This is a genomic window from Sphingomonas arantia, from assembly GCF_042682045.1.
Classification (GTDB): domain Bacteria; phylum Pseudomonadota; class Alphaproteobacteria; order Sphingomonadales; family Sphingomonadaceae; genus Sphingomonas_R; species Sphingomonas_R arantia.
Genome location: NZ_JBHUGS010000001.1, coordinates 39,685 through 62,367, shown reverse-complemented (window position 1 = coordinate 62,367; position 22,683 = coordinate 39,685). Strand labels below are relative to the sequence as shown.

Genomic DNA, 22,683 nt, shown 5'->3' with positions numbered 1-22,683 from the left:
ATCAGGCCGGGCGGCTGAGCATCAGGAACAGCACGACGAGTACGACGGCGAGCGCCTGGAACTGGACGCGGCGCCACATCATCTTGTTCTGGCGCAGGCCGGAGACGTTGGGGCCGGTGCCGGTCAGATCGGCCTGGCTGGTCTTCAGAAACGCGACGATGCCGCGGATGAGCGAGACCAATGCGCCGATCGCCGCGAGGACGATCAGGATGATGAGGAAGGTTTCCATCAGGGAGAGATAGTCCCGGCGGGGCGCGGTGCCAATGGACATAGTGTCGCAGCGGGCGCGGATAGTGCGATGGCGGCGTGCAGTTCGGCGGCGAGCGCAGGCCCGTCCTGTCCCGCGCTGCGCAGGTCGGCGATCGCGGGGGCGCCGTCGCGTTTCGCCAGCCGGCGGCCGTCGGGGCCGAGCATCAGCGGGTGGTGGTGGTAGCGCGGGACGGGGAGGCGGAGCAGCGCCTGGAGCAGGCGGTGGACGTGGGTCGCCTCGAACAGGTCGACGCCGCGGACGATGTCGGTGACGCCCTGCTGCGCATCGTCGAGCGTGACGGCGAGGTGGTAGGAGGCGGGGGCGTCGCGCCGGGCAAGCACGACGTCGCCGTGCTGTTCGGGGGTGGCGCGGACCGGGCCGGCGGTGGCGTCGTGCCAGTCGAGCGGGCCGGCCCGTGCGGTGGCGGCGGCCATGTCGAGCCGCCACGCGGCGACGCGGGTGGGATCGGGCGCGCGGCGGCGACAGGTGCCGGGGTAGATCGCTGCCGGGCCGTGCGGGGCACTGGCGCTGGCGGCGATCTCGGCGGCAATTTCCGCGCGGGTGCAGGTGCAGGGGTAGAGGAGCTTTGCGGCGCGGAGTTGGTCCAGGGCGGCGGCATAGACGGGGAGGCGGGTGGACTGGTGAAGGACCGGGCCGTCCCAACTCAGACCGAGCCAGGCGAGGTCGGCGAGGATCGTCGCGACATGCTCCGGGCGGCTGCGGCCGGGGTCGATATCCTCGATGCGGAGGAGAAAGCGGCCGCTTTGGCTGCGGGCGAAGTCGTGCGCGCGGATCGCGGAGGCGGCGTGGCCGAGGTGGAGCTTGCCGGTCGGGCTAGGGGCGAAGCGTGTGGTCGGGGGCATGGTTTAGTGTAGCGCGCGGCGGGGGTGTGGGGGAGGGGTGCTCTTCGGCCTGCCGGGGTTTGGGAGTGGCGCGCGGCTCCCCTCAATATCCGTCATCCCGGCGGAGGCCGGGATCTCCCTTGTGCTGGGGGTAAGTTCTCAACCGAAGGGAGATCCCGGCTTTCGCCGGGATGACGGTTTGGGGCGAGGGGGCGGGGGGGGGGGGCGCTTCCTCGTTCCGGCTTGGTCGGAACCGCCCTGCTCCGGCCGTCCGCAGCCGACGGGTCCGTCCGTCTCTCGTCTGCAACCCTCAAGTCCAAGTCGCTTTGTCCTGCCCGCGCACAAGGGGGTTGACCTGGAATCATCGTGGTGGTGTCATGCGCTTGTCACGGCCTTTCGTCAGGGTCGCGATGACGGAGACGTAGGGCCTGCCGGCCGCTTGCGCCCCGCGTGCGACGGGACCGGTGAACCGGTATGACCGATGTCTCCACCCACTGGTGGAAGGCAGTCGTCGCACGATGTACCATCCCGATCTGTTGAAGCACCCCGACCTGTTGCGGCATCCCGACAGCTGTCCGGCGCTGGTGCTGAACGCCGATTATACGCCGCTGAGCTATTATCCGCTGAGCCTGTGGCCGTGGCAGACCGCGATCAAGGCGGTGTTCCTAGAGCGCGTCGACATCGTCGATCATTACGCGCGCGAGGTGCACAGCCCGACGCATGTCATGAAGCTGCCGTCGGTGATCGCGCTGCGACAATATGTGAAGCCGTCGCAGCATCCGGCGTTCACGCGGTTCAACCTGTTCCTGCGCGACCGGTTCGCGTGCCAATATTGCGGGGTGCAGAGCGACCTGACGTTCGACCACGTCATTCCGCGGTCGCAGGGCGGGCGGACGACGTGGGAGAATGTCGCGACCGCGTGCGCGCCGTGCAACCTGCGCAAGGGCGGGCGGACGCCGCAACAGGCGAAGATGTCGCTGTATGTTCAGCCGATCCGGCCGACGACGTGGCAGCTGCAGGAACATGGACGGAGTTTTCCGCCGCACTACCTGCATCAGAGTTGGCTGGACTGGTTGTATTGGGACATCGAGCTTGAGGCTTGAGGGGCTTGCTGACGGTTTAGCCGGCTACGTCGTATTGGTGGTGCTGTCGCACCCACCCCCAACCCCCCTCCCTTGAAAAGGAGGGGGCTTCAAAAGATTATCCCCCTCAGTAGCCGCGGTCGCGGCGGGGGCGGGCGTTGCGGTCGTCTGGGTAGGGGCGGTCGTCCAGGGCGCGGTCGTCGCTGACGGGGACGATCTTGATTTCGACGCGGCGGTTCTGGGCGCGGCCGTCGAGGGTGTCGTTCGAGGCGACGGGCTGGCTGCTGCCGAAACCGCGGGTGGCGAGGCGGGCGGACTGGACGCCGCGGGTGGTGAGATAGTCGGCGACCGAGCGCGCGCGGTTCTCGGACAGCGGAATGTTGATCTGGTCGCCACCGGTCGAATCGGTGTGGCCGTACACGTCGACCATGGTCTGGTTATACTGGGTCAGCGTCTGCGCGACCTGGTCGAGCGTGGTGCGGAACTGCGGTTGGATCGCATAGCTGTTGGTGTCGAACGTGATGCCCGACGGGATGTTGAGCAGCAGGTCGTCGCCGTCGCGCGTCACCTCCACACCGGTGCCCGCGGTCTGGCGGCGGAGCGCCTGTTCCTGCCGGTCCATATAGCCGCCGATCGCACCGCCCGCGATCGCGCCGATGCCGGCACCCACGATCTTTTCCGTCCGGTCGCGCCGGCCGCCGAGCACGTCGCCGGCGAGCAGCCCGCCGAGACCGCCAAGGCCCGCACCGATCGCGGCGCGCGACACGCGCTGCTCGCCCGTATTGGGGTCGGTGACGCAGGCGGTGGTGGCGGTGAGCGCCAGCATGGCGGCGGCGGTGATCTTCAGGTTGCGCATCGTTCGGGGATCCTAGTCGGAGATTGCACCGGGAAACCCGGCTTTGGCGAGCTTGTTCCGCATCCGTGCTGAACGGCACCTGATCGTTTGGTCGTAGGAACCGCACGGACGACCATCGGTGATCCACCATTGTGGCGCCCGCCGCTTTCGTTCAAAGACGCACTGCGCCCATGACCGACGCTTCCCCCTTTCCCTGGATCGACCTTGCGATCATCCTGGCGCTTGTCGCGCTGAACGGCGTGTTCGCGATGTCCGAGCTGGCGATCGTGTCCGCGCGCAAGCAGCGGCTGGAGGCGATGGCCCGCGCCGGCAAGCATGGCGCGCGCGCCGCGCTAAAGCTGGCGAACGATCCGGGGCGGTTCCTGTCGACGGTGCAGATCGGCATCACGCTGATCGGGATCGTGTCGGGCGCCTATTCGGGATCGAGCCTGGGCGGACCCGTCGGGGAACGGCTGGCCGCGATCGGGTTGCCCGCCAGCTGGGGGTTCGGGGTCGTCATCGCGCTCACCACCTATGCGTCGCTGATCGTGGGCGAACTGGTGCCCAAGCAGTTCGCGCTCAGGGCGCCGGAGGCCATCGCGGTGGTGATGGCACCGGTGATGCGCGGAATGGCGTGGGTGACCGCGCCGTTCGTCTGGCTGCTCGACGGGACGAGCATGCTGATCTTCCGCCTGCTGCGGCTGGACCGCGAATCGGAGAATCACGTTACTGCCGAAGAGCTTCACATGATTGTGGCCGAGGCGTCCAACGCCGGTGTGATCGAGGAGAGCGAGCGGGCGATCATCAGCGGCGTCGTGCGGCTGGCCGACCGCCCGGTGCGCGAGGTGATGACGCCGCGGACCGAGGTGGAGTGGATCGACCTGAACGCGGAGCCGGAGACGCTGGCGATGCGGCTGGCCGAGATGCCGCACAGCCGCATCCCGGTGGCGAACGGGTCGGTCGACGAGATCATCGGCATCGTGCAGGCGCGCGACCTGGTCGCCGCGCTGATCGCGGGCGAGGCGATCGACCTGCGCGCGCTGACCCGCGACGCGCCGGTGGTGACCGACCGGATGGACGCGATGGACGTGCTGGGCGTGCTGCGCGAGGCGGAGGTGCCGGTGGCGCTCGTCCATGACGAATATGGCCATTTCGAAGGGCTGGTGACGCCGGCCGACCTGCTCGCCGCGATCGCCGGGGCGTTCGCATCGGACCGCGACGACGACAGCGACCCGCCGATCCACGAGCGCGAGGACGGCAGCTTCCTGCTGTCCGGGTCCTGCGCGGCGGATGCGATGGCGGACCGGCTGGACTTCACGCTGCCCGAGGATCGCGACTATGCGACCGTCGCGGGCCACGCGCTGTCGGTGCTGCGCCACTTGCCGAAGGTCGGCGAGGTGTACCGCGACCGCGACTGGAAGTTCGAGGTGGTCGACATCGATGGCCGGAAGATCGACAAGGTGCTGGCCACGCGGGTGGGCAAGCGGGGGTAGGGCGGCCGCCCGACAGCCGCCACGCGCGGTCCGCTTGCTTCACGAATGTTAACCTTTTTCCGATCTTATTCTGAGCGGCGCAGTGCCGTTGAGGAAGACCCGTGCGAATCGATCAACTCCATCCGACCCCGACCGCCGCGCCGCCGCTGGACATACCGACAGAGCTGCTGGCGAGCGTGAACCGTCATCAGGCGCACCTGCTGGCGCTGATCGAAAGCCTGCGCGCGGCGGGATTGCACGAAGATGTGGTGGAAAGCAGCGTTCGAACATTGGTGGACAGCTATGCCGACGAACTGACGGTCGTGATCGGCAAGCTGGTGCAGGGGGCGGATCATGAGTGATCGCTGTCTGCGCGACGACGAGGGGCGCGTGGCCGCGCTCCACCGGCTCGACGTGCTGGATACCGGCATCGAGGAACCGTTCGAGAAGATCGTGACGCTGGTTCGAACCGTGCTGGCCGTGCCGATCGCCACGGTGACACTGGTCGATCGCGAACGGCAATGGTTCAAGGCGCAACGTGGGCTGGACCAGCAGGAGACGCCGCGATCGGGCTCCTTCTGCACGCACACGATCAAGCAACAATCGGCGATGGTCGTGGAGGATGCGCGGCTGGACCCGCGGTTTGCCGACAGTCCGATGGTGGTCGGTCCACCCCATATTCGCAGTTACGCCGGTGTCCCGTTGCGCACGCCGGACGGATATAATGTCGGGGCGTTATGCGCGATCGATACGCGCAGCCGGAAGTTCAGCCCCGCGGACATCGCGATTCTCGGCAATTTTGCCAATATCGTCTGCGATGAGCTGGAACTGCGAATGATCGCGCAGGTCGATCATCTGACCGGCGCATTGACGCGGCGTGGCTTCATCGAACACGCGGAGCGCGAAATCGCGCGGTACCGGCGGTACGGCCGGCAGAGCAGCCTGGTGATGCTGGACGTCGATCATTTCAAGCTGGTCAACGACCGCCACGGCCATGCCGCAGGCGATCAGGTGCTGCACCAGATTGCCCGGCTTGCCGAAGCGACGTTGCGGCCGATCGACGCCTTCGGACGGCTGGGGGGCGAGGAGTTCGCGATGATCCTGCCCGAAACGGACGGCGCGGAAGCATATGAGGTGGCCGAACGGTTGCGCCAGGCGATCGCCGCGCGTCCGATGTCGTTCGCCGACGGCAGCACGGTGCAGGTGACCGCCAGCTTCGGCGTCGCACCCCTGACGGCGTCGTTCGACGCCTTCCCGGCCTGGCTGGAGGACGCGGACGCGCTGCTTTACGCCGCGAAATCCGCCGGTCGCAACTGCACGCGGATTACAGCGGCAGCCCTTAAACAGGGTTGAGTGAGGCGTGATCCCGATGCCGGCCCGGCAGCGGCGATGAGGCCCTGTCGATCAGGTCCGGGGACCGGCGTTACCCCAGTTTGCCAAATTGCGTTTCGAACCCGGTGCGGTCGCCTTCGGCCAGGTAGCGCGCCTGTTCGATCCAGCGATCCTTGTGGAGGCGGCCCTTGAAGGGGCCCATCTGGTTGTCGATCGCGGCCTGTTGCGTCGCGTCGAGCGCGGCGAGCTGGTCGAAGCGGGTGATGCCGAGTTCGCCGAGGCGGGTGGCGGCCTTTGGCCCCAGGCCCTTGAGCGTGGTCAGGACGTCCGGATCGCCGACCGGTTCGGGCAGGACGACGGGGGGCGGGACGTCCGGGTGAGCGTCGACGCCGAGCAGTTGGCCGATCGTATCCTCGATCGCGGCGGCGGCCCCGTCGGCGACGCCGTCGCCCTCCCGCCCCGTCACGCGGTCGGTCGGCGTGCGGCGGCCGCGGAGCAGCAGCGTCAGGATCAGGACCAGCACGATGGCGGCCCCGATGACGAGGCCGATGGTGTTCATGTCGGGGGAGGTGGTCAGCATGGAGGGCCCTGTTCGGATCGGTCGGTCATGGGAAGGTCAGGAAGACGGGTTCAGGCGGTGTCGGCCGCTTCGCGCGCGGCCTCGCGCCAGCCGATGTCGCGGCGGCAGAAGCCGGTCGGGAAATCGATCGCGTCGACCGCGGCATAGGCCTTGTCGCGCGCCGCGGTGACGGTGCGCCCGGTGGCGGTCACCGCCAGCACGCGGCCGCCGACCGCGATCAGCCGATCGTCGTCGGTCCGCGCGGTGCCGGCGTGGAAGACGGTCGCGCCGGTCATCGCCGCGCCGTCCAGCCCGGTGATCGTGCCGCCGCGCGCCGGCGTGCCGGGATAGCCGTCCGCCGCCAGCACGACGGTCAGCGCGCAGTCGTGCGACAGGCGCGGATGGGGCGCGTCGGCCAGCGTGCCGGTGGCGGTGGCGAACAGCAGCGGGAGCAGGTCGCCCTCGATCCGCGGCATCAGCACCTGCGTCTCCGGATCGCCGAAGCGCGCATTGTACTCGATCAGCTGCGGCCCGGTCGGGGTGAGCATCAGCCCGGCATAGAGCACGCCGGAATAGGGCGTGCCGGCATCCGCCATCGCGCGGACGGTGGGCAGGATGATCTCCGCCATCGCGCGCGCCTCCAGCTCCGGCGTCAGCACGCGGGCGGGGCTGTAGGCGCCCATGCCGCCGGTGTTGGGGCCGGTGTCGCCTTCGCCGACGCGCTTGTGATCCTGCGCGGAGCCGAGTGCGACCACCGCGGTGCCGTCAGTCAGCGCGAACAGGCTGGCTTCCTCGCCGGTCAGGAACGCCTCGATCACGACCTCTGCGCCGGCCGCGCCGAAGCCGCCGTCGAACATGGTGGCGAGCGCGGCGGTCGCCTCCGCCGCGGTGATGGCGATGACGACGCCCTTGCCCGCGGCGAGGCCGTCCGCCTTGATCACAACGGGGAGCGTGAAGCCGGCGAGTGCCTGTTCCGCGTCGGCCAGTGTGGTGCAGCGGACATAGGCGGCGGTCGGGATGCCGGCGCGCGCGCACAGATCCTTGGTGAAGCCCTTCGACCCTTCGAGGGCTGCGGCGGCGCGCGACGGGCCGAACACCGGCACGCCCGCGGCGCGGAGCGTATCGGCGAGGCCGTCGACCAGCGGCGCCTCCGGCCCGATCACGACGAGGTCGATCGCATGTTCGGCGCAGAATGCGACGACGGCGGCATGATCCGCCGCATCGAGCGCATGGCAGACCGCGTGCGCCGCAATGCCGGGGTTGCCAGGCGCGGCGTGCAGGCTACCCAGCAACGGCGATTTCGCGAGTTTCCACGCAAGCGCATGTTCGCGACCCCCGGACCCCAGCAACAGGATGTTCATGGCTTCCCCTTTTGACGGCCTCCTAGCCGAGCCGGTGCCCGGCGACAACGCAGCCGCGGTTTCCGTGTCCGAACTGTCCGGTGCGCTGAAACGCAGCGTGGAGGACGCGTTCGGCCATGTCCGGGTGCGCGGCGAGATTTCGGGGTGGAAGCGCCATACGTCGGGGCATTGCTATCTGGCGCTGAAGGACGACCGCGCGGTGATCGATGGCGTGGTGTGGAAGGGGCAGGCGGCATCGCTTCGCTTCCGGCCCGAGGACGGGATGGAGGTGATCGCCACCGGCAAGCTGACGACCTATCCCGGCCGGTCGAAATACCAGATCGTGATCGAGCGGATGGAGATCGCCGGGGCGGGCGCGCTGATGGCGCTGCTCGACCAGCGGCGGCGGATGCTGGCGGCGGAAGGGCTGTTCGGCGAGGAGCGAAAGGTGGCGCTGCCGTTCCTGCCGCGGACGATCGGGGTCGTGACGTCGCCGACCGGCGCGGTGATCCGCGACATCCTCCACCGGTTGCGCGATCGGTGCCCGACGCATGTACTGGTGTGGCCGGTGGCGGTGCAGGGCGAGGCGGCGGCGGGCCAGGTGGCGCGCGCGATCGCCGGGTTCGATGCGATGGCTGCGGATGGCGCGATCCCGCGGCCGGACCTGGTGATCGTGGCCCGCGGCGGCGGGTCGATCGAGGATCTGTGGGCGTTCAACGAGGAAGTGGTGGTGCGCGCGATCGCGGACTGCCGGATCCCGATCATCTCGGCGGTCGGCCACGAGACCGACACGACGCTGGCCGATTTTGCCGCGGACCGGCGTGCGCCGACCCCGACCGCGGCGGCCGAGATGGCGGTGCCGGTGCGCGCCGAGCTGCTGGAGGCGGTGCGGAGCCTGTCGAACCGGACGTTCCGGTGCGCGACGCGATATCGCGAGCGGGCGGACGAGCGGCTGGTGGCGACGGCGCGGCGGTTGCCGACCGCGGAGACGCTGCTCAGCCCGCAGCGGCAAAGGCTGGACGAGCTGGGCGATCGGTTGCCGCGCGCGCTGGGGCGGCGGCTGGCGGTCGCGCGCGGGGACCTGGCCCATGCGGCGGGGGCTTTGCGGCCGGCTTTGCTGCGCCACCGGGCGGAGCGGGCGGGCGCGCGGCTGGCGGCGGCGCGGTTTTCGCCCGTGCTGGTGCAGCGGCCGCTGGCGGAGCGTGGCCGCCAAGTCGCGCAGGCGGGGCGGTTGCTGGAGCAGCTCGACCCGAACCGGCCGCTGGCGCGCGGCTATGTGAAGGTGGAGCGGCGCGGCGACGGCAGCGTGTTGACGACCGCGGCGGCGGCGCGCGCGGCGGGGCTGCTGACGCTGCACTTCGCGGACGGCGCGGTCGATGCGCGGGTTGAGAAAGCCGGGACGGCCCCCTATCCAAAGGTCAGGGCGGATCAGCCCGGATTGTTCGAGTGAGTGCCGTGACGATGCCGATGCGTATCCTGCCATGCTGATGTCCCCGGGGCGGCCCGCCAAGCTGCACTATATGGCCAATAATTTCCGTATGCTGGTGCGCGGCGACCATGTGGTGTGCGCGCAGACCGGCGTCGCGATCCCGCTCGACAATTTGAAATATTGGAGCGTCGAGCGGCAAGAACCCTATGCGACCGCGCAGGCGGCAAGTGCGGCGATGCTGCCGGAGTGAGCGGCCGATGACGGTTCGCCACGGCCGGGTGGTGGCCGCGATGCTGGCTGGTGTCGGTTTTGCCGTCGCGGCCGATGCGCAGAACGGCACGCCGCCCATGACGCTGCCCGGTTCGGTCGCGACGCAGGCGATGCGGGAGGTGGGGGGCGCGACCGCAACCGCGCCAAGCGACGGCTTCACGATCGAGGGCGCGGTGCGGCAGGGCGGCCTGCTGCGCGGCGTGGCGCCGGTGGGTACAGTGGAACTGACGCTGGACGGCGAGCCGCTGGCGATGGCGCCGGACCGTCGGTTCCTGATCGGGCTAGACCGGGATGCGCCGCCCGCCGCGCGGCTGGTCGCGACACATGCCGATGGCGGGCAGAGCGTGCGGGTGCTGGTCGTGCGGCGGGGCGACTGGCGCGTGCAATCGCTGCCGACGCTGCCCAAGGCGACGCCGCGGACGCCGACGGAGGTGGCGCGGCGGAACGCGGAACTGGCGCAGATCGTGGCGGCGCGCGCGACCGTCCATGCGACCGACGGCTGGCGGCAGACGCCGGTCTGGCCGGTGACCGGGCGGATCAGCGGCGTGTTCGGATCGCAGCGCATCTATGCGGGGGAGCCGGGCGCTTATCATGGCGGCGTCGACATCGCGCGGCCGACGGGGACGCCGGTGGCGAGCCCGCTGGACGGGGTGGTGGTGCTGGCCGCCGCGGTGCCGTTCAGCCTGGAGGGGCATTTGCTGCTGATCGATCACGGCATGGGGCTGGGCAGTGCGTTCCTGCACCTGTCGCGGATCGATGTTCGCGTTGGGGACCGCGTGACGCGCGGCCAGACCGTCGGCGCGATCGGTGCGACCGGGCGGGCGACCGGTCCGCATCTGCACTGGGCGATGACCTGGAACGGTCGGCGGATCGATCCTCAGCCGCTGGCGGGTGCGATGCCGACGTCTACCGCGCGCTGATCAGCCGACGCGCATACCGCGCACCGCCCGACCACCGGGCAACTTGAAGATATAGCTGCCGAGGCTCGCGCGGCGGACGTTGATCTTGCTGCCGGCCTCCGGAAGCTTCGCGCCCGTCCAGGGCTCGGTCGATCGCCAGGTGCCGCCTTCGGCCAGCGTCAGCTGGTACTTGCCGTTGCCGAGCGATTGAACGCGCGTGATCGTGGTGTCGAGTTCGGCGATATCCTCCCGCGCCACGGCGGCCGGATCGCGCGCGCCATCACGCCCGCCGAAGAGCGCGATGCGCGGCAGCGAGAAGCCGAACAGCGACCGGCGGGTTTCGACCACGTCCTGACGGTCCAGCACGATCAGGTCGCGATTGGCGGTGGCGGTCGCAAGCTTTGCGGCCGCGGCGTCGAAGCAGGCCAAACGGGCGTCCGGTTCCGTGCGCCCGCGGCATGCGGCGAATTCGGCCACGATTGCGGCGGGTCGTTCGCCGGCCGCTGTCGCGGCGGTCCGCGGCGCGGCTTGTGCTGCAAAAGCAGCAACCCCGGCGCAAACGCCCAACGCGACAAACCTGACATGTTTCACGGCGGATTGCCCTCCTGATCCGACAAAACGGCTACACCGAGCATCATGAGCCCCGCAAGCAGCAAAGTGTGTCGTTCCTGCTACAGTTCCAAAACAATACCACGGCAGATGACAAACCGAGATTGCTGCATCGCGGGATCGGTGCAACCAAACGCACATAGCGAAAGCGGTTCCACCGTTTCGCGCAATCTTACGAGTGCCAAACGCACCGTAATTGAAAAAAAGGGGCCTAATCGCATGAAGCTGGATATCCGTACCCGCCTGTTGGCGTCCACTCTGCTCGTCGGTGCCGCGATCGCCGCGCAGCCGGCCTATGCTCAGGCTGCGACGGATACGGCGCAGTCGGCAACGGCGGTCCCGTCGGGCACCCAGACGCAGGACACCGTCGCTGCCGCCGGCGGCCAGGACGAAAACAGCTCCGGCGAGATCGTCGTCACCGGTTCGCTGATCCGCAACCCCAACCTGGTCCAGTCCAGCCCGGTCCTGTCGGTCGGTGCCGAAGAAGTTTCGCTCCGCCAGTCGAACGTTGCTGAACAGTTCCTGCGCGAACTGCCCGGTGTTGTTCCGAGCATCGGTTCGGCCGTGAACAACGGCAATGGCGGCGCATCGTTCGTCGATCTTCGCGGTCTCGGCAACAACCGCAACCTCGTGCTGCTGGACGGCGCGCGCATCGCGCCGTCGGGCCTGAACGGCGTGACCGATCTCAACAACATTCCGCTGGCGTTGATCGAGCGGACCGACGTGCTGACCGGCGGTGCATCGACCACCTACGGTGCCGATGCCGTCGCGGGCGTCGTGAACTTCGTCACCCGCCGCGATTTCGCGGGCGTCGAAGTGAACGCATCCAACCAGCTGACCGAAAAGGGTGACGGGCACACGTTCCGCACCGACATCACCATCGGCGCCAATTTCGACGACGGCCGCGGCAACGCGGTGTTCAGCGTTGGCTATCAGCAGGCCGACCCGGTGTATCAGGGCGACCGAAGCTTTTCGCGCAACAACGTCGACTCGTTCAGCGGTGTCGTCGGCGGCGGTTCGGGCACGACCGTTCCGGGGGTGTTCTCGCTGACCGGTGTCGGCAACCGGCAGATCAATCCGGATACCGGTTCGCTGGTCCCGACCTACCAGCTGTTCAACTTCAACCCGCAGAACATCTTCCAGACGCCGTTCGAGCGTTTCAACATGTTCGGCGCGGCGCACTATGAAGTGGCCGACGGGATCGAAGTCTACAACCAGGGCCTGTTCTCGAAGAACAGCGTTTCGACCGTGATCGCGTCGTCGGGCACGTTCGGCAACTCGCTGACCATTCCGTACAGCAACCCCTATCTGCCGGCGGCGGCGCGGACCCAGTTCTGCAACGCCAACGGCCTGACCGCGGCGCAGTGCACCGCGGCCGCAACGGCACAGCCGACGCTGGCCGACGGCAGCGTGAACCCGGCGTACCGCACCTTCGTGACGAACGCATCGCGTCGCTTCGTCGAGGCAGGACCGCGCGTCAACGAGTACACCACGCAGATCTTCAACTACCGCGCGGGTGTTCGCGGCGACATCACCGATAGCATCGGCTTCGATATCTCCGGTGCTTATGGCGAGAGTGAGAATACGTCGCGTCAGACGGGCAACGGTACGTTGACCCGCCTGCGGCAGGCAGCACTTGCCACCAACACCACGAGCTGCGTCGATCCGACCAACGGCTGCGTTCCGATCAACCTGTTTGGGCCGGACGGTTCCATCACGGAGGACCAGCTCGGCTTCCTTCTGGGCGTGACCAACAGCACGACCACGCGGACCACGCTGGCTCAGGCACGCGCCGTGGTGAACGGCGACTTCGGCGTCGTCAGCCCGCTCGGCACCAATCCGATCTCGTTCGCGGCGGGCGGCGAGTTCCGCAAGTACACCGCGGCGGTGATCTCCGACTCGCTGACGCAGACTCCGAACGAAGTGCTCGGCAATGGCGCGGCCTCGCCCGACGTGTTCGGTCAGTACAATGTCTATGAAGGGTTCGGCGAGCTCATCATGCCGTTGATCGAGGATCGTCCGTTCTTCAAGAGCCTGACGCTCGAAGCCGGCGCGCGTTACTCCGATTACTCGACGTCGGGCGGCAACTTCACCTGGAAGGTCGGCGGCAGCTGGGAGCCGGTCGATGCCCTGAAGCTCCGCGGCAATTACCAGAAGGCCGCACGGTCGCCGAACATCGGCGAACTGTTCTCGCCGGAAGTCACGGGGCTCGATAACCTTGCGGTCGATCCCTGTCAGGGCGCTGCGCCCGCAAACAACGCGAATCTCCGCGCCGTCTGCCTTGCGCAGGGCGCACCGGTGTCGTCGATCGGCAACATCAGCGCGCCGTCCGCCAGTCAGGCCAACATCACGCAGGGCGGAAACCCGAACCTGGATGTGGAAAAGGCGACCACTTGGACCGTCGGTGCCGTGTTCCAGCCCGACTTCATCCGCGGGCTGTCGTTCACGGCCGATTACTACAACATCAAGGTGACCGACGCGATCACCAGCCCGACCGTGGGCGACGTGATCGGGGCTTGTTTCGGCGCGAACCCCACTGCCCCATCGGCCGGCGCGGCAACGTCGGTGGCCTGTACCTCGATCCGCCGCGATCCGCTCGACGGCACGTTTAACGGCGTCGCGGACGGCCTGCCGTTGCCGCTGTCGAACCTGGGGCGCATCACGACCGACGGCATCGATGTGTCGCTCAACTACCGTCGTGACCTCGGCTTCGCCGTCGCCAACTTCTCGGCGCTGGGCAACTGGACCAACAGCAAGAAGTTCCAGGCGACGCCGACGTCACTGAACCGCGAATGCGTGAGCTATTACAGCGTCAACTGCGCCTCGATCCAGCCGGAGTTCAGCGGCAGCTTCCGCACCACGCTCAGCTTCGGGAAGCTCGATATCTCGGCACTGTACCGCTACATCGACGCGGTGCAGTACGAGCCGGCGCAGAACGCGGACGACATCGCCAACGCGACCACGGTCGTCAACGGTGTGACCACGATCAATCAGGCCGGGATCGTCAATCCGGAGTTCCAGAACATCGGTGCCGAGCATTATGTCGACCTGACGCTTCGCGCCGAAGCATCCGATCATCTGACCATGACGGTCGGCGTGATGAACCTGTTCAACAACCAGCCGAAGGTCGTCGGCGCGAGCGTCGGTTCGACCGCATACAACAGCGGCAACGTCTATCCGTCGACCTACGACGCGCTGGGCCGCCGTTACGCCGTGAGCGCCCGCCTGAAGTTCTAGGGTTCGGCTTAGCGTGAGCAAAGAGGGAGGCGTGCCACGGCGCGCCTCCCTTTTTTGTGCATAGCGCATCGCGGCAAGCCAGCTTTGAAGGGCGACCCCGCGGGCGGTTTCGTCGGTCGCCGCCAAGATCGAGACCGGCCGTACCAAACGAGAAACCCTGCGCGCGTGATCGGCCGGGCCATCAGGCGGTGTTTAGAAAGGGGCGGGTCGGGCCGGGGGATGAGCCCTGCGAACCCGTAACCGGGTCTGGACGAGGGGCGACTTGGTCGCAACGGCGTTACGCGGTCCGCATCACCTCGCAGCCCCCGTGTTTTACGAAGGGGGCGCGCGAGATTTATCGGACGGGCACCCGGTTGATGGTCACCGCGTCATGTTTGCGAGCTTTTGGCCTCTTGCGGCCTAAAACGTCCGCCGGCCGCAGCGCGGCAGCGGGTGGCTGTTAATAGCCGATTCTGAGACGCGATCCGGTCACGGAGACGTGCTCGCGTCCCGGTTACGCCTTAGAATCGGGTTTTGTGGATCGACGGGTGGTGTTCGACAACTCGTCAGTTGCCGTTGGCGAGGCCGGCATTCTGCTGGACCATATTGCGCGCGGCGGCGTTCTCCCCATCCCGCGATCGCGACCACTGCGCCGACGTCATGCAACGCCGGGTGCGCTTGACCAGCGAGCCGGTCTCGACCGCTGTGCGACAGATGACACGTTCCGGATCGGACCCCGTCCGCGCTTTCGACGCGGCGGCATCGTACCGCGCCTGGGTCGAACTGGTCTGCGCCGTAGCGGTGGTCGAAAGCAGCAGCAACGCGATGGCGATGGTGGATTTCATGACTGTTCCCCGATGATATGCATGAAAGTGTGTCGCAAAGGCGAGATTTCGGCAAGATCGAATTGTGCGGCCGAACCGTGTGCTTCTGTTGTTGCGCAACATGCTCGCCAAAAGCATGGCTTTCGCCATCGACCGCGGTGACCCGAGACGGTAACTTCGGAGCACTGAGCCAGGGGTTGAACCATGAATAGCAAAGTACAGCAGCTGCTCGCCGATGCGACCGCGGCCCAGGGCGCGGGGCGCGGGCAGGAGTCGGCGCGGCTGTTCAGGGCAGTGCTGGCGGTCGATCAGAACCAGCCGATCGCGCTGAACGCGCTGGGTATTCAAGCGCTGGGGGCCGGACGGCTTGCAGAGGCGGTGGCATTGACGCGGCGCGCGACGCAAGCGGACCCGGGCGAACCGATCCTGTGGATCAACCTGGCGCGCGCGCAGCGAGAAGCGGGCGACCGGGCGGGGGAACGGGCGAGCCTGGACGCGGCGCTGGCGATCGATCCACGCCGATTCATCGCGCTATTGCGCAAGGCGCAGTGGCTGGAAAGTAGCGGCGACCTGGCCAATGCGGCACAGACCTGGAGTGCGGCGCTGGCGATGGCACCGCCCGAGGCGCAGCGCCCGCCCGGGCTGGCAAGCGAGCTGGCTGCCGGTGCTGCCTTCGTCCGCCGCCAGGGAAGCGATTTCGCGCAGGAGGTGGACGCCGGGCTGGCAGATGCACGCGCCACGCTGGACGGTGCCGAACGGCGACGCTTCGATGCGTGCGTGGATACGGCGCTGGGCCGGCGGCGGATATTTCACCCGGAATGCGCCGGGCTGCACTTCCCCTTCCTGCCGGCAGACGAATTCTTCCCACGGACGTTGTTCCCCTGGCTGGCCGAGCTTGAGGCACACACGCCGGCGATCCGCGCGGAATATGAGGCGCTGGTCGCGGGACAGGACGCGTCGTTCGTGCCTTATGTGACGCAGCCGGCCAACACGCCGGTCAATCCCTGGTCGGGCCTGAACAACCGGCTGGACTGGAGCGTCTATTATCTCTGGCGGTTCGGGGTGGCACAGGCGGAGGCGCATGCGGCGTGCCCGGCGACGGCGGCTGCGCTGGCAGCGGTGCCGCTGCTCGACATTCCGGAGCGCGGGCCGACCGCCTTCTATTCGCTGCTAAAGCCGGGAGTACGGATACCGCCGCATAGCGGGGTCACCAACAGTCGGGCGATCGTGCATCTACCGCTGATCGTGCCGGAGGCGTGCGGGTTCCGCGTCGGGGGCGAGACGCGGCGCTGGACCGAGGGGGAGGCGTTCGTGTTCGATGATACGATCGAGCATGAGGCGTGGAACGACAGCGAAACCGGGCGGGTGGTCCTGATCATGGATGTGTGGAACCCGCATCTGACGGAGGCGGAGCGGACCCTGCTGCGCACCTATTTCGCGGTGATCGACGCGAGCGAGCACAAGCCGGACCTCGTCGAGGGGCTTTAGGTCCCGCCGCCACAGTCATGCCCGAGGCGGGCCGGGATGGCCCCCGGCCGATGCGGCTGCCCCCGATTAGGGGGGAACCGCTTCTGTGTCAGGCCTACGCCGCGATCACCAGGGCGCCGTCGCCCTCGTCGACGTTGACGGTGCTGCCGTCGGGCACGTCGCCGCGCAGGATCGCGTCGGCGAGCGGATCCTGCAGGTAGCGCTGGACCGCGCGGCGGAGCGGGCGCGCGCCGTAGACCGGGTCGTAGCCGACCCGGCCGAGCCAGGCGCGGGCGGCGTCGGTGAGCGCCAGCGTGACCTTGCGATCGGCGAGCAGCCGCTGGACATGCGCGACCTGGATATCGACGATCGGGGCCATGTGCGCCTGACCCAGCCGGTGGAACAGGATGATCTCGTCCAGCCGGTTGAGGAATTCGGGCCGGAAATGGCCGCGGACGATCTCCATCACCTGGGGTTCGACGCTTTCGACCGTCTGGTCGTCGGTCAGGTGGGCGAGATACTGGCTGCCGAGGTTCGAGGTCAGCACGATCAGCGTGTTGGAGAAGTCGACCGTGCGGCCCTGCCCGTCGGTGAGGCGACCATCGTCGAGCACCTGGAGCAGGATGTTAAAGACGTCCGGATGCGCCTTCTCGACCTCGTCGAACAGTACGACCTGGTAGGGCCGGCGGCGGACCGCCTCGGTCAGCACGCCGCCCTCGTCATAGCCGACATAGCCGGGGGGCGCGCCGACGAGCCGCGAGACGGCGTGCTTCTCCATATATTCGGACATGTCGATCCGGACCATCGCGGCATCATCGTCGAACAGGAAGCCGGCGAGCGCCTTGGTGAGCTCGGTCTTGCCGACGCCGGTGGGGCCGAGGAACAGGAAGGAGCCGAGCGGGCGGCCGGGATCCTGCATCCCCGCACGCGCGCGGCGGACGGCGCGGCTGACGGCCTTCACCGCCTGATCCTGGCCGATCACGCGCTTGCCGATGATCGATTCCATCGCGATCAGCTTGTCGCGTTCGCCCTGCAGCATGCGGTCGACCGGGATGCCGGTCCAGCGGCTGACGACGCCGGCGATGTCGTCGGCGGTCACTTCCTCGCGCAGCATCGCGCCCTCGGCGGCGGTCTCGGCCTCCGCCAGCTGGCGTTCGAGGCCGGGGATGACGCCGTAGGAGAGTTCGCCCGCGCGGCCGAGATCGCCCTTGCGCTGCGCCTGGTCGAGTTCGATCCGCGCGGCGTCGAGCTGACCCTTGAGCACCGCCTCGGCGTTGATCTTGTCTTTCTCGCCCAGCCAGCGCGTGGTGAGCGCGCCGGACTGCTCCTCCAGATCGGCGAGGTCGGCCTCCAAAGTGTCGAGCCGGTCCTTCGACGCGGCGTCGGTCTCGCGCTTCAGCGCCTCGCGCTCGATCTTCAGCCGGATGATGCGGCGGTCGAGCGATTCGATCTCCTCGGGCTTGGACTCGACCTCCATGCGCAGGCGCGAGGCGGCCTCGTCCATCAGGTCGATCGCCTTGTCGGGCAGGAAGCGGTCGGCGATGTAGCGGTGCGACAGCGTGGCGGCGGCGACCAGCGCACCGTCCGCGATCCGGACGCCGTGGTGGAGTTCGTACTTCTCCTTCAACCCGCGCAGGATCGAGATCGTGTCCTCGACCGTGGGTTCGCCGACGAAGACGGGCTGGAAGCGGCGCTGCAGTGCTGCGTCCTTCTCGACATATTTGCGATATTCGTCGAGCGTGGTGGCGCCGATGCAGTGCAGTTCGCCGCGGGCGAGCGCGGGTTTGAGCAGGTTGCCGGCGTCCATCGCGCCCTCCGACTTGCCCGCGCCGATAAGCGTGTGCATCTCGTCGATGAACAGCACGACCTCACCCTCGGCCTGGCGGACCTCGTCGAGCACGCCCTTCAGCCGTTCCTCGAACTCGCCGCGATATTTCGCGCCGGCGATCAGCGAACCCATGTCGAGCGCCATGAGGCGGCGGTCCTTGAGGCCGTCGGGCACGTCGCCATTGATGATGCGGAGTGCCAGCCCCTCGGCGATCGCGGTCTTGCCGACGCCGGGTTCGCCGATCAGCACCGGGTTGTTCTTGGTGCGGCGTGCCAGGATCTGGATCGTGCGGCGGATCTCCTCGTCGCGGCCGATGACGGGATCGAGCTTGCCGTCGCGCGCGGCCTGGGTCAGGTCGCGGGCGAATTTCTTGAGCGCGTCATAGCGATCCTCGGCACCGGCGGTGTCGGCGGAGCGGCCCTTGCGAAGCGCGTTGATCGCGGTGTTGAGCGCGTCGGCCTTCACCTTTGCGGCGGCGAGCGCCTTGCCGGCCGCGGTGGTGGGCGACAGGACAAGCGCGAGCAGGAGCCGTTCGACGGTGACGAAGCTGTCGCCCGCTTTCTGCGCGACCTGTTCGGCGGTGTCGAACACGCGGACCAGATCGTTGTCGATGCCGGGCGATTGCTGCGCGCCTCCGCCGGAGACGGCCGGGATCTTGGCGAGCGCGGCGTCGGTTTCGCGGAGTGCGGCCTTCGCGTCGCCACCGGCCGCGGTAATGAGGCCGGACGCCATGCCCTGCTCATCCTCGAGCAGCGCCTTCAGCATATGTTCGGTGCCGATCCGCTGATGGCTCATGCGGATTGCGACGGTCTGCGCCGACTGAATGAAGCCCTTGGCGCGGTCGGTGAATTTTTCGAGGTTCATGGTCACTCCCCAGATGTTGGTGGGGATATGGTGTTGCGCTTATGTCACACAAGGGTGTGGTGTGTAAGGAGTTGCGGGTGGGGTGCCAGGTCAGAGGGTGGAGCTGGACCCCCGCCTGCGCGGGGGTACGGTTTCTCGTTGGTGGCGCTGTTGCGTCTAGGCCCCGGCCTGCGCCGGGGCACTTTCTGGGGTCATCCGTGCGCGATCAGAACTTGATCGTGCCTTCGAGGCCGAAGGTGCGGGGGGCGTTGTAGTTGCCGTAGTCGCCCAGGATGTTGCTGATGCTGCCGGTCGAGACGTTGGTGGTCGGGGCGCCGGGCAGGCTGTTGGAGGGATCGCGGCGGAAGATATATTGTTCGTCGAACAGGTTGCGCGCCCAGGCCGAGATACCGAACGTGTGGCCCGACCCGAGCGCGATGTCGGCGAGGCCGACGCGGCCGTTGACGATGAAGGACGAGTCCGCCTTCGTCGCGAACTGGTCGAACGCCTGGGTCGCCTGTGCATAGTTGCCGTCGAGGTGGAAGCGCAGCTTGGTGTCGCTGTCGCCGAGCGGGAGGGCGTAGTCGATCGTCCCGCTGACCGCGTTGCGCGGCGTGTAGACGATGTAGAATTGCTGCAGCACCGTCGTCGACTGGCCGCCCGCGGTGTAGGTGATCGGGATGCGCGGGATGTGCGTGTAGGTGTAGGCGTAGGAGGCGCCCAGCGTCAGGCCTTCGACCGGGTTGACCGTCAGGTCGGCCTCGATCCCGCGGATCTTGGTGATGCCCGGCGCATTGATCGTGACGAGGTTGTTGAAGCTGGAGCCGTTGAACGGCTGGATCGAGCTGATGTCGACCTGGCTGTTCTTGCGGTCCATGATGTAGCCGGCCAGGTTCAGGCGCACGCGGTGGTCGAACAGGTCGTTCTTCAGGCCGATTTCGTAGGACTTCACGTCTTCCGGCCCGAATGGCTGGTAGTTCTGGGTGCGCGAACTGGCGCCGCCCGACCGGTAGCCGGTCGCATATTTGGCGTAGGCGTGGACGTTGGGGGTCACGTCGTAGGCGACGGTCGCGGTCGGGTTGAACCGGTTCCAAGTCTTGTCGAGCGGCTGGTAGCCGGCGGCGGTCGCAGCGGCGGTGTTGGTATCGTAGTTCACGTTGCGCGAGATATGCAGCACGCCCTGCTTCTCGTCATGCGTGTAGCGCCCGCCGATCGTGATGTGCAGCAGGTCGGTCGCGTTCCAGGTGGCCTGGCCGTAGGCGGCGTAGCTCTTGGAATGGACTTCCGACGCGCGATCGATCGAGCAACCCTGTGCGGCCGATCCGATGAAGGCGGTGTCGGTGGCGACGGTCTGGCCGGTGCAGAACGGGATGGTGGTGTAGGTCGCACCGGTGACCTGGCCGGCGGCGTTCAGCGTCGCGATCGCGCCGGTGGAGTTGGGCGTCGCGGCGTCGTCCTGCACATGCTCGTTGAAGTAGTAGAGGCCGGCGACATAGTCGACCTGACCGACGGTGCCGACCGCCTGCAGTTCCTGGCTGAACTGGTTCTGCTTCAGATCCGCGAGGCTGTAGCGGCTGAAGGCGCAGGGTGCGGCCGCGGTGCAGGCCGCGGTCAGCGTGACGACGGGGACACGGTGCGCGCCGCCCGAATTGTCCCACTGGGTCGCATCGACGCCGCGCCATGCGGTGATCGAGCGCAGTTCGAGTGCGTCCGAGACGTGCCACCGGAGGTTGTTGGTGAAGCCGTGCGTCTTGTCGATGCTCGGCTGCTGCGGCACGCCGATGTCGGCGGTCTTCATGCGGCTGTCGCCGTTTACGACGACGCCCGGCAGGAGCGGCTTCACCGTGCCGGTGAGCGCGGTGTAGGCGGTGCCGGGCAAGGTGCAGGCCGCGGCGGCCGCCTGCGTCCCCGCGACGCAGTTGTTCGGGTTCGCGTTCAGCAGCTGGCTGTAGAACGGACTGTTCTTGTCCTTGGCGATGTCGAAGGCGAAGTCGTCGGTGATGTTGCTGGTGGGTTTCCAGCGCACCGCGGCGCGCAGGCCCTGGCGGTTGAAGTAGTTCCAGCCGGTCTGCCCCTCGAGCGGGTTCTTGGTGGTCGCGTCCTGGCTCTGCTTGACCAGGTCGAGCTTGAAGCTGAGCCCGGCGACCTCCGGCAGGTCGAGGTGGATGTCGCCATTATAGGCGCCGTAATTGCCGATGCCGCCGGTCGCGCGCAGGCCGAACTTTCCGCTGGGTGCCTTGGTCACGATCGACAGCGCGCCGCCTTCGGTGTTGCGGCCGAACAGCGTGCCCTGCGGACCCTTCAACACCTCGATCCGCTCGACGTCGAAGAGCGCGGCGTTCAGGCCGTGTTGCCGGCCGATATAGACGCCGTCGACATAGATGCCGACGCCCTGTTCGCGCGCGGGCTGGTTCGCGTCGAGCGGCACGATGCCGCGGATGCCGATGGTGAGCGCGGACTGGCGCGCCTCGAACGTGGCGACGCGCAGGCCGGGGACCGCGCCGTCGGCCAGATCGTACAGGCTCTGCACATGGCGGTCGGCCAGCGCCTGCGCGCTGAGCACCGAGATCGAGATCGGGGTCTTCTGGAGGTTCGTCTCGCGCTTGGTGGCGGTGACGACGATGTCCTGCAGGCCGTCATTCGATGCGGCCGGGGCGGCGGTGGTCGGGGCGGCGGTCGCGGCGGCATCGGTCTGGACCTGCGCGTCGGCGGTCGCCGGGGCGGTCTGGGCCTGGGCCGGCATGGCGAGGACGAGCGCGAGCGCACCCAGCGAAATGGAGGAAACGGCGCGGATCATGTCAAAACCCCTTTTGCCGGGACGATGGTCCTTCGGCTCGGGAGCGCCCCTATGTCGGTGGCGTGACAGTTTGGTTTCAGTTGAGCATTACATATCGGTAAGGCGCAGGACATCGTCCGGTAAGCCCCGACCGATCAGATGTCGGATCAATATGTGGGAGCTTTGTCGCTCGTCATTGTGCAGTCGACGATGTCGAGTTGTTGCGGAGTGCGGTAATTACTTCTCCTTGCATATGTGTCATGGCTTCGAGATGTTCGATCCGAAGCGCATCGATCTTTTCGTGGAGCCGCATGATTTCGAGTTCGGCGCGCAGGTTGACTTCATAGTCGTGGCTGGCGGCGAGCCGGTCCTTGGTCGCCTGGCGGTTCTGGCTCATCATGATGACGGGCGCCTGGAGGGCGGCGACCATCGACAGCATCAGGTTGAGGAAGATGTAGGGATAGGGGTCGAACGCCTCACCCAGCCGGCCGAGGATGCCGGTGTTGAGGATCATCCAGCCGACCAGCACGCCGAGGAAGGTGAAGATGAACGCCCAGCTGCCGCCGACCGCGGCGACCCGGTCGGCCAGCCGATCCCAGAAGGTGGCGCGGTTTTCGGCTTCCTCGCCGATGTCCAGGCTGATCGGGCGGCGCGCGGCCATGCTGTCGACGACGCGGCGTTCCTCCGGATCGAGCGTGCCGGCCGCACGGCCGAGCAGCCGTTCGGGGATGTCGGTCGGATCGGACGGCTGGTTCATCGCAATCTCCTGCTCGGCGGGCCTAGCGTGCGGCACCCCCCTTGGCCACCGCG

Annotated in this window: 19 protein-coding genes; 9 read left to right on the top strand and 10 right to left on the bottom strand. The window is 67.8% G+C overall.

What is annotated here, in order from left to right; genetic code table 11:
• Position 1 precedes the first annotated feature (1 nt).
• Positions 2-229, bottom strand: a complete 228-nt coding sequence (locus ACFSGX_RS00320; protein WP_380926598.1) for an HIG1 domain-containing protein — start codon at positions 227-229, stop codon at positions 2-4.
• Complete coding sequence (gluQRS, locus tag ACFSGX_RS00315) at positions 229-1,113, bottom strand: tRNA glutamyl-Q(34) synthetase GluQRS (protein ID WP_380926596.1); 885 nt, start codon at positions 1,111-1,113, stop codon at positions 229-231. Before gluQRS ends, ACFSGX_RS00320 begins: the two co-directional genes overlap by 1 nt.
• A 515-nt stretch (positions 1,114-1,628) precedes the next feature.
• Between gluQRS and ACFSGX_RS00310 the strand changes: the two genes are divergently transcribed.
• A complete protein-coding gene (locus ACFSGX_RS00310) occupies positions 1,629-2,195 on the top strand; it encodes an HNH endonuclease (RefSeq protein ID WP_380928175.1) in 567 nt (188 codons plus the stop codon).
• Between the two features lie 106 nt (positions 2,196-2,301).
• Here ACFSGX_RS00310 and ACFSGX_RS00305 read toward each other — a convergent pair whose 3' ends face one another.
• Entirely contained in the window at positions 2,302-3,030 is a 729-nt protein-coding gene (locus tag ACFSGX_RS00305; RefSeq protein WP_380926594.1) for a YiaD family glycine zipper/OmpA-like lipoprotein, read from the bottom strand.
• A 170-nt stretch (positions 3,031-3,200) separates the two neighbouring features.
• On the opposite strand from ACFSGX_RS00305, the gene ACFSGX_RS00300 reads away from it, so the two are divergent.
• From ACFSGX_RS00300 to ACFSGX_RS00290, 3 genes are all read left to right on the top strand, one after another.
• Positions 3,201-4,502 (top strand): hemolysin family protein, encoded by a 1,302-nt coding sequence (locus tag ACFSGX_RS00300; protein WP_380926592.1) that lies wholly within the window; start codon positions 3,201-3,203, stop codon positions 4,500-4,502.
• Between the two features lie 101 nt (positions 4,503-4,603).
• Positions 4,604-4,843 carry a hypothetical protein gene (locus ACFSGX_RS00295; RefSeq protein ID WP_380926590.1) on the top strand — a complete coding sequence of 80 codons (240 nt, stop codon included), beginning with the start codon at positions 4,604-4,606 and terminating at the stop codon, positions 4,841-4,843.
• Positions 4,836-5,834 (top strand): sensor domain-containing diguanylate cyclase, encoded by a 999-nt coding sequence (locus ACFSGX_RS00290; protein ID WP_380926588.1) that lies wholly within the window; start codon positions 4,836-4,838, stop codon positions 5,832-5,834. The genes ACFSGX_RS00295 and ACFSGX_RS00290 overlap by 8 nt, the downstream gene beginning before the upstream one ends.
• Positions 5,835-5,904: 70 nt before the next feature.
• Here the strand turns inward: ACFSGX_RS00290 and ACFSGX_RS00285 are convergent, their stop codons facing one another.
• Together ACFSGX_RS00285 and purD are read right to left on the bottom strand one after the other, a co-directional pair.
• On the bottom strand, positions 5,905-6,393 hold the full coding sequence (locus ACFSGX_RS00285) for a hypothetical protein (RefSeq protein ID WP_380926586.1): 489 nt from the start codon (positions 6,391-6,393) through the stop codon (positions 5,905-5,907).
• 50 nt (positions 6,394-6,443) lie between these two features.
• Positions 6,444-7,733, bottom strand: a complete 1,290-nt coding sequence (gene purD, locus ACFSGX_RS00280) for a phosphoribosylamine--glycine ligase (protein WP_380926584.1) — start codon at positions 7,731-7,733, stop codon at positions 6,444-6,446.
• Between purD and xseA the strand changes: the two genes are divergently transcribed.
• From xseA to ACFSGX_RS00265, 3 genes are all read left to right on the top strand, one after another.
• Positions 7,732-9,162, top strand: a complete 1,431-nt coding sequence (xseA, locus tag ACFSGX_RS00275) for an exodeoxyribonuclease VII large subunit (protein ID WP_380926582.1) — start codon at positions 7,732-7,734, stop codon at positions 9,160-9,162. The two genes, purD and xseA, sit on opposite strands and share 2 nt — an antisense overlap.
• Positions 9,163-9,193: 31 nt before the next feature.
• Complete coding sequence (locus ACFSGX_RS00270) at positions 9,194-9,391, top strand: DUF2093 domain-containing protein (protein WP_380926580.1); 198 nt, start codon at positions 9,194-9,196, stop codon at positions 9,389-9,391.
• A gap of 130 nt (positions 9,392-9,521) precedes the next feature.
• A complete protein-coding gene (locus ACFSGX_RS00265) occupies positions 9,522-10,331 on the top strand; it encodes a M23 family metallopeptidase (protein ID WP_380928173.1) in 810 nt (269 codons plus the stop codon).
• Here the strand turns inward: ACFSGX_RS00265 and ACFSGX_RS00260 are convergent, their stop codons facing one another.
• Positions 10,332-10,787 carry a hypothetical protein gene (locus tag ACFSGX_RS00260; RefSeq protein ID WP_380926578.1) on the bottom strand — a complete coding sequence of 152 codons (456 nt, stop codon included), beginning with the start codon at positions 10,785-10,787 and terminating at the stop codon, positions 10,332-10,334. It abuts the gene before it with no gap.
• Positions 10,788-11,138: 351 nt separating this feature from the next.
• Here ACFSGX_RS00260 and ACFSGX_RS00255 point away from each other — a divergent pair, with 351 nt between their 5' ends.
• Positions 11,139-14,156, top strand: a complete 3,018-nt coding sequence (locus ACFSGX_RS00255) for a TonB-dependent receptor domain-containing protein (RefSeq protein WP_380926576.1) — start codon at positions 11,139-11,141, stop codon at positions 14,154-14,156.
• Positions 14,157-14,701: 545 nt separating this feature from the next.
• Here the strand turns inward: ACFSGX_RS00255 and ACFSGX_RS00250 are convergent.
• A complete protein-coding gene (locus tag ACFSGX_RS00250) occupies positions 14,702-14,980 on the bottom strand; it encodes a hypothetical protein (protein WP_380926574.1) in 279 nt (92 codons plus the stop codon).
• A 183-nt stretch (positions 14,981-15,163) separates the two neighbouring features.
• On the opposite strand from ACFSGX_RS00250, the gene ACFSGX_RS00245 reads away from it, so the two are divergent.
• Positions 15,164-16,447 (top strand): aspartyl/asparaginyl beta-hydroxylase domain-containing protein, encoded by a 1,284-nt coding sequence (locus ACFSGX_RS00245; protein ID WP_380926572.1) that lies wholly within the window; start codon positions 15,164-15,166, stop codon positions 16,445-16,447.
• Positions 16,448-16,541: 94 nt separating this feature from the next.
• Here the strand turns inward: ACFSGX_RS00245 and clpB are convergent, their stop codons facing one another.
• From clpB to ACFSGX_RS00230, 3 genes are all read right to left on the bottom strand, one after another.
• Positions 16,542-19,118, bottom strand: coding sequence for an ATP-dependent chaperone ClpB (gene clpB / locus ACFSGX_RS00240; RefSeq protein ID WP_380926570.1), 2,577 nt, complete (start codon positions 19,116-19,118; stop codon positions 16,542-16,544).
• Positions 19,119-19,323: 205 nt separating this feature from the next.
• A complete protein-coding gene (locus tag ACFSGX_RS00235; protein WP_380926568.1) occupies positions 19,324-21,894 on the bottom strand; it encodes a TonB-dependent receptor in 2,571 nt (856 codons plus the stop codon).
• Positions 21,895-22,066: 172 nt separating this feature from the next.
• Positions 22,067-22,630: a DUF1003 domain-containing protein gene (locus ACFSGX_RS00230; protein ID WP_380926566.1), complete on the bottom strand. Its 564-nt coding sequence runs from the start codon at positions 22,628-22,630 to the stop codon at positions 22,067-22,069.
• Positions 22,631-22,683: the final 53 nt, after the last annotated feature.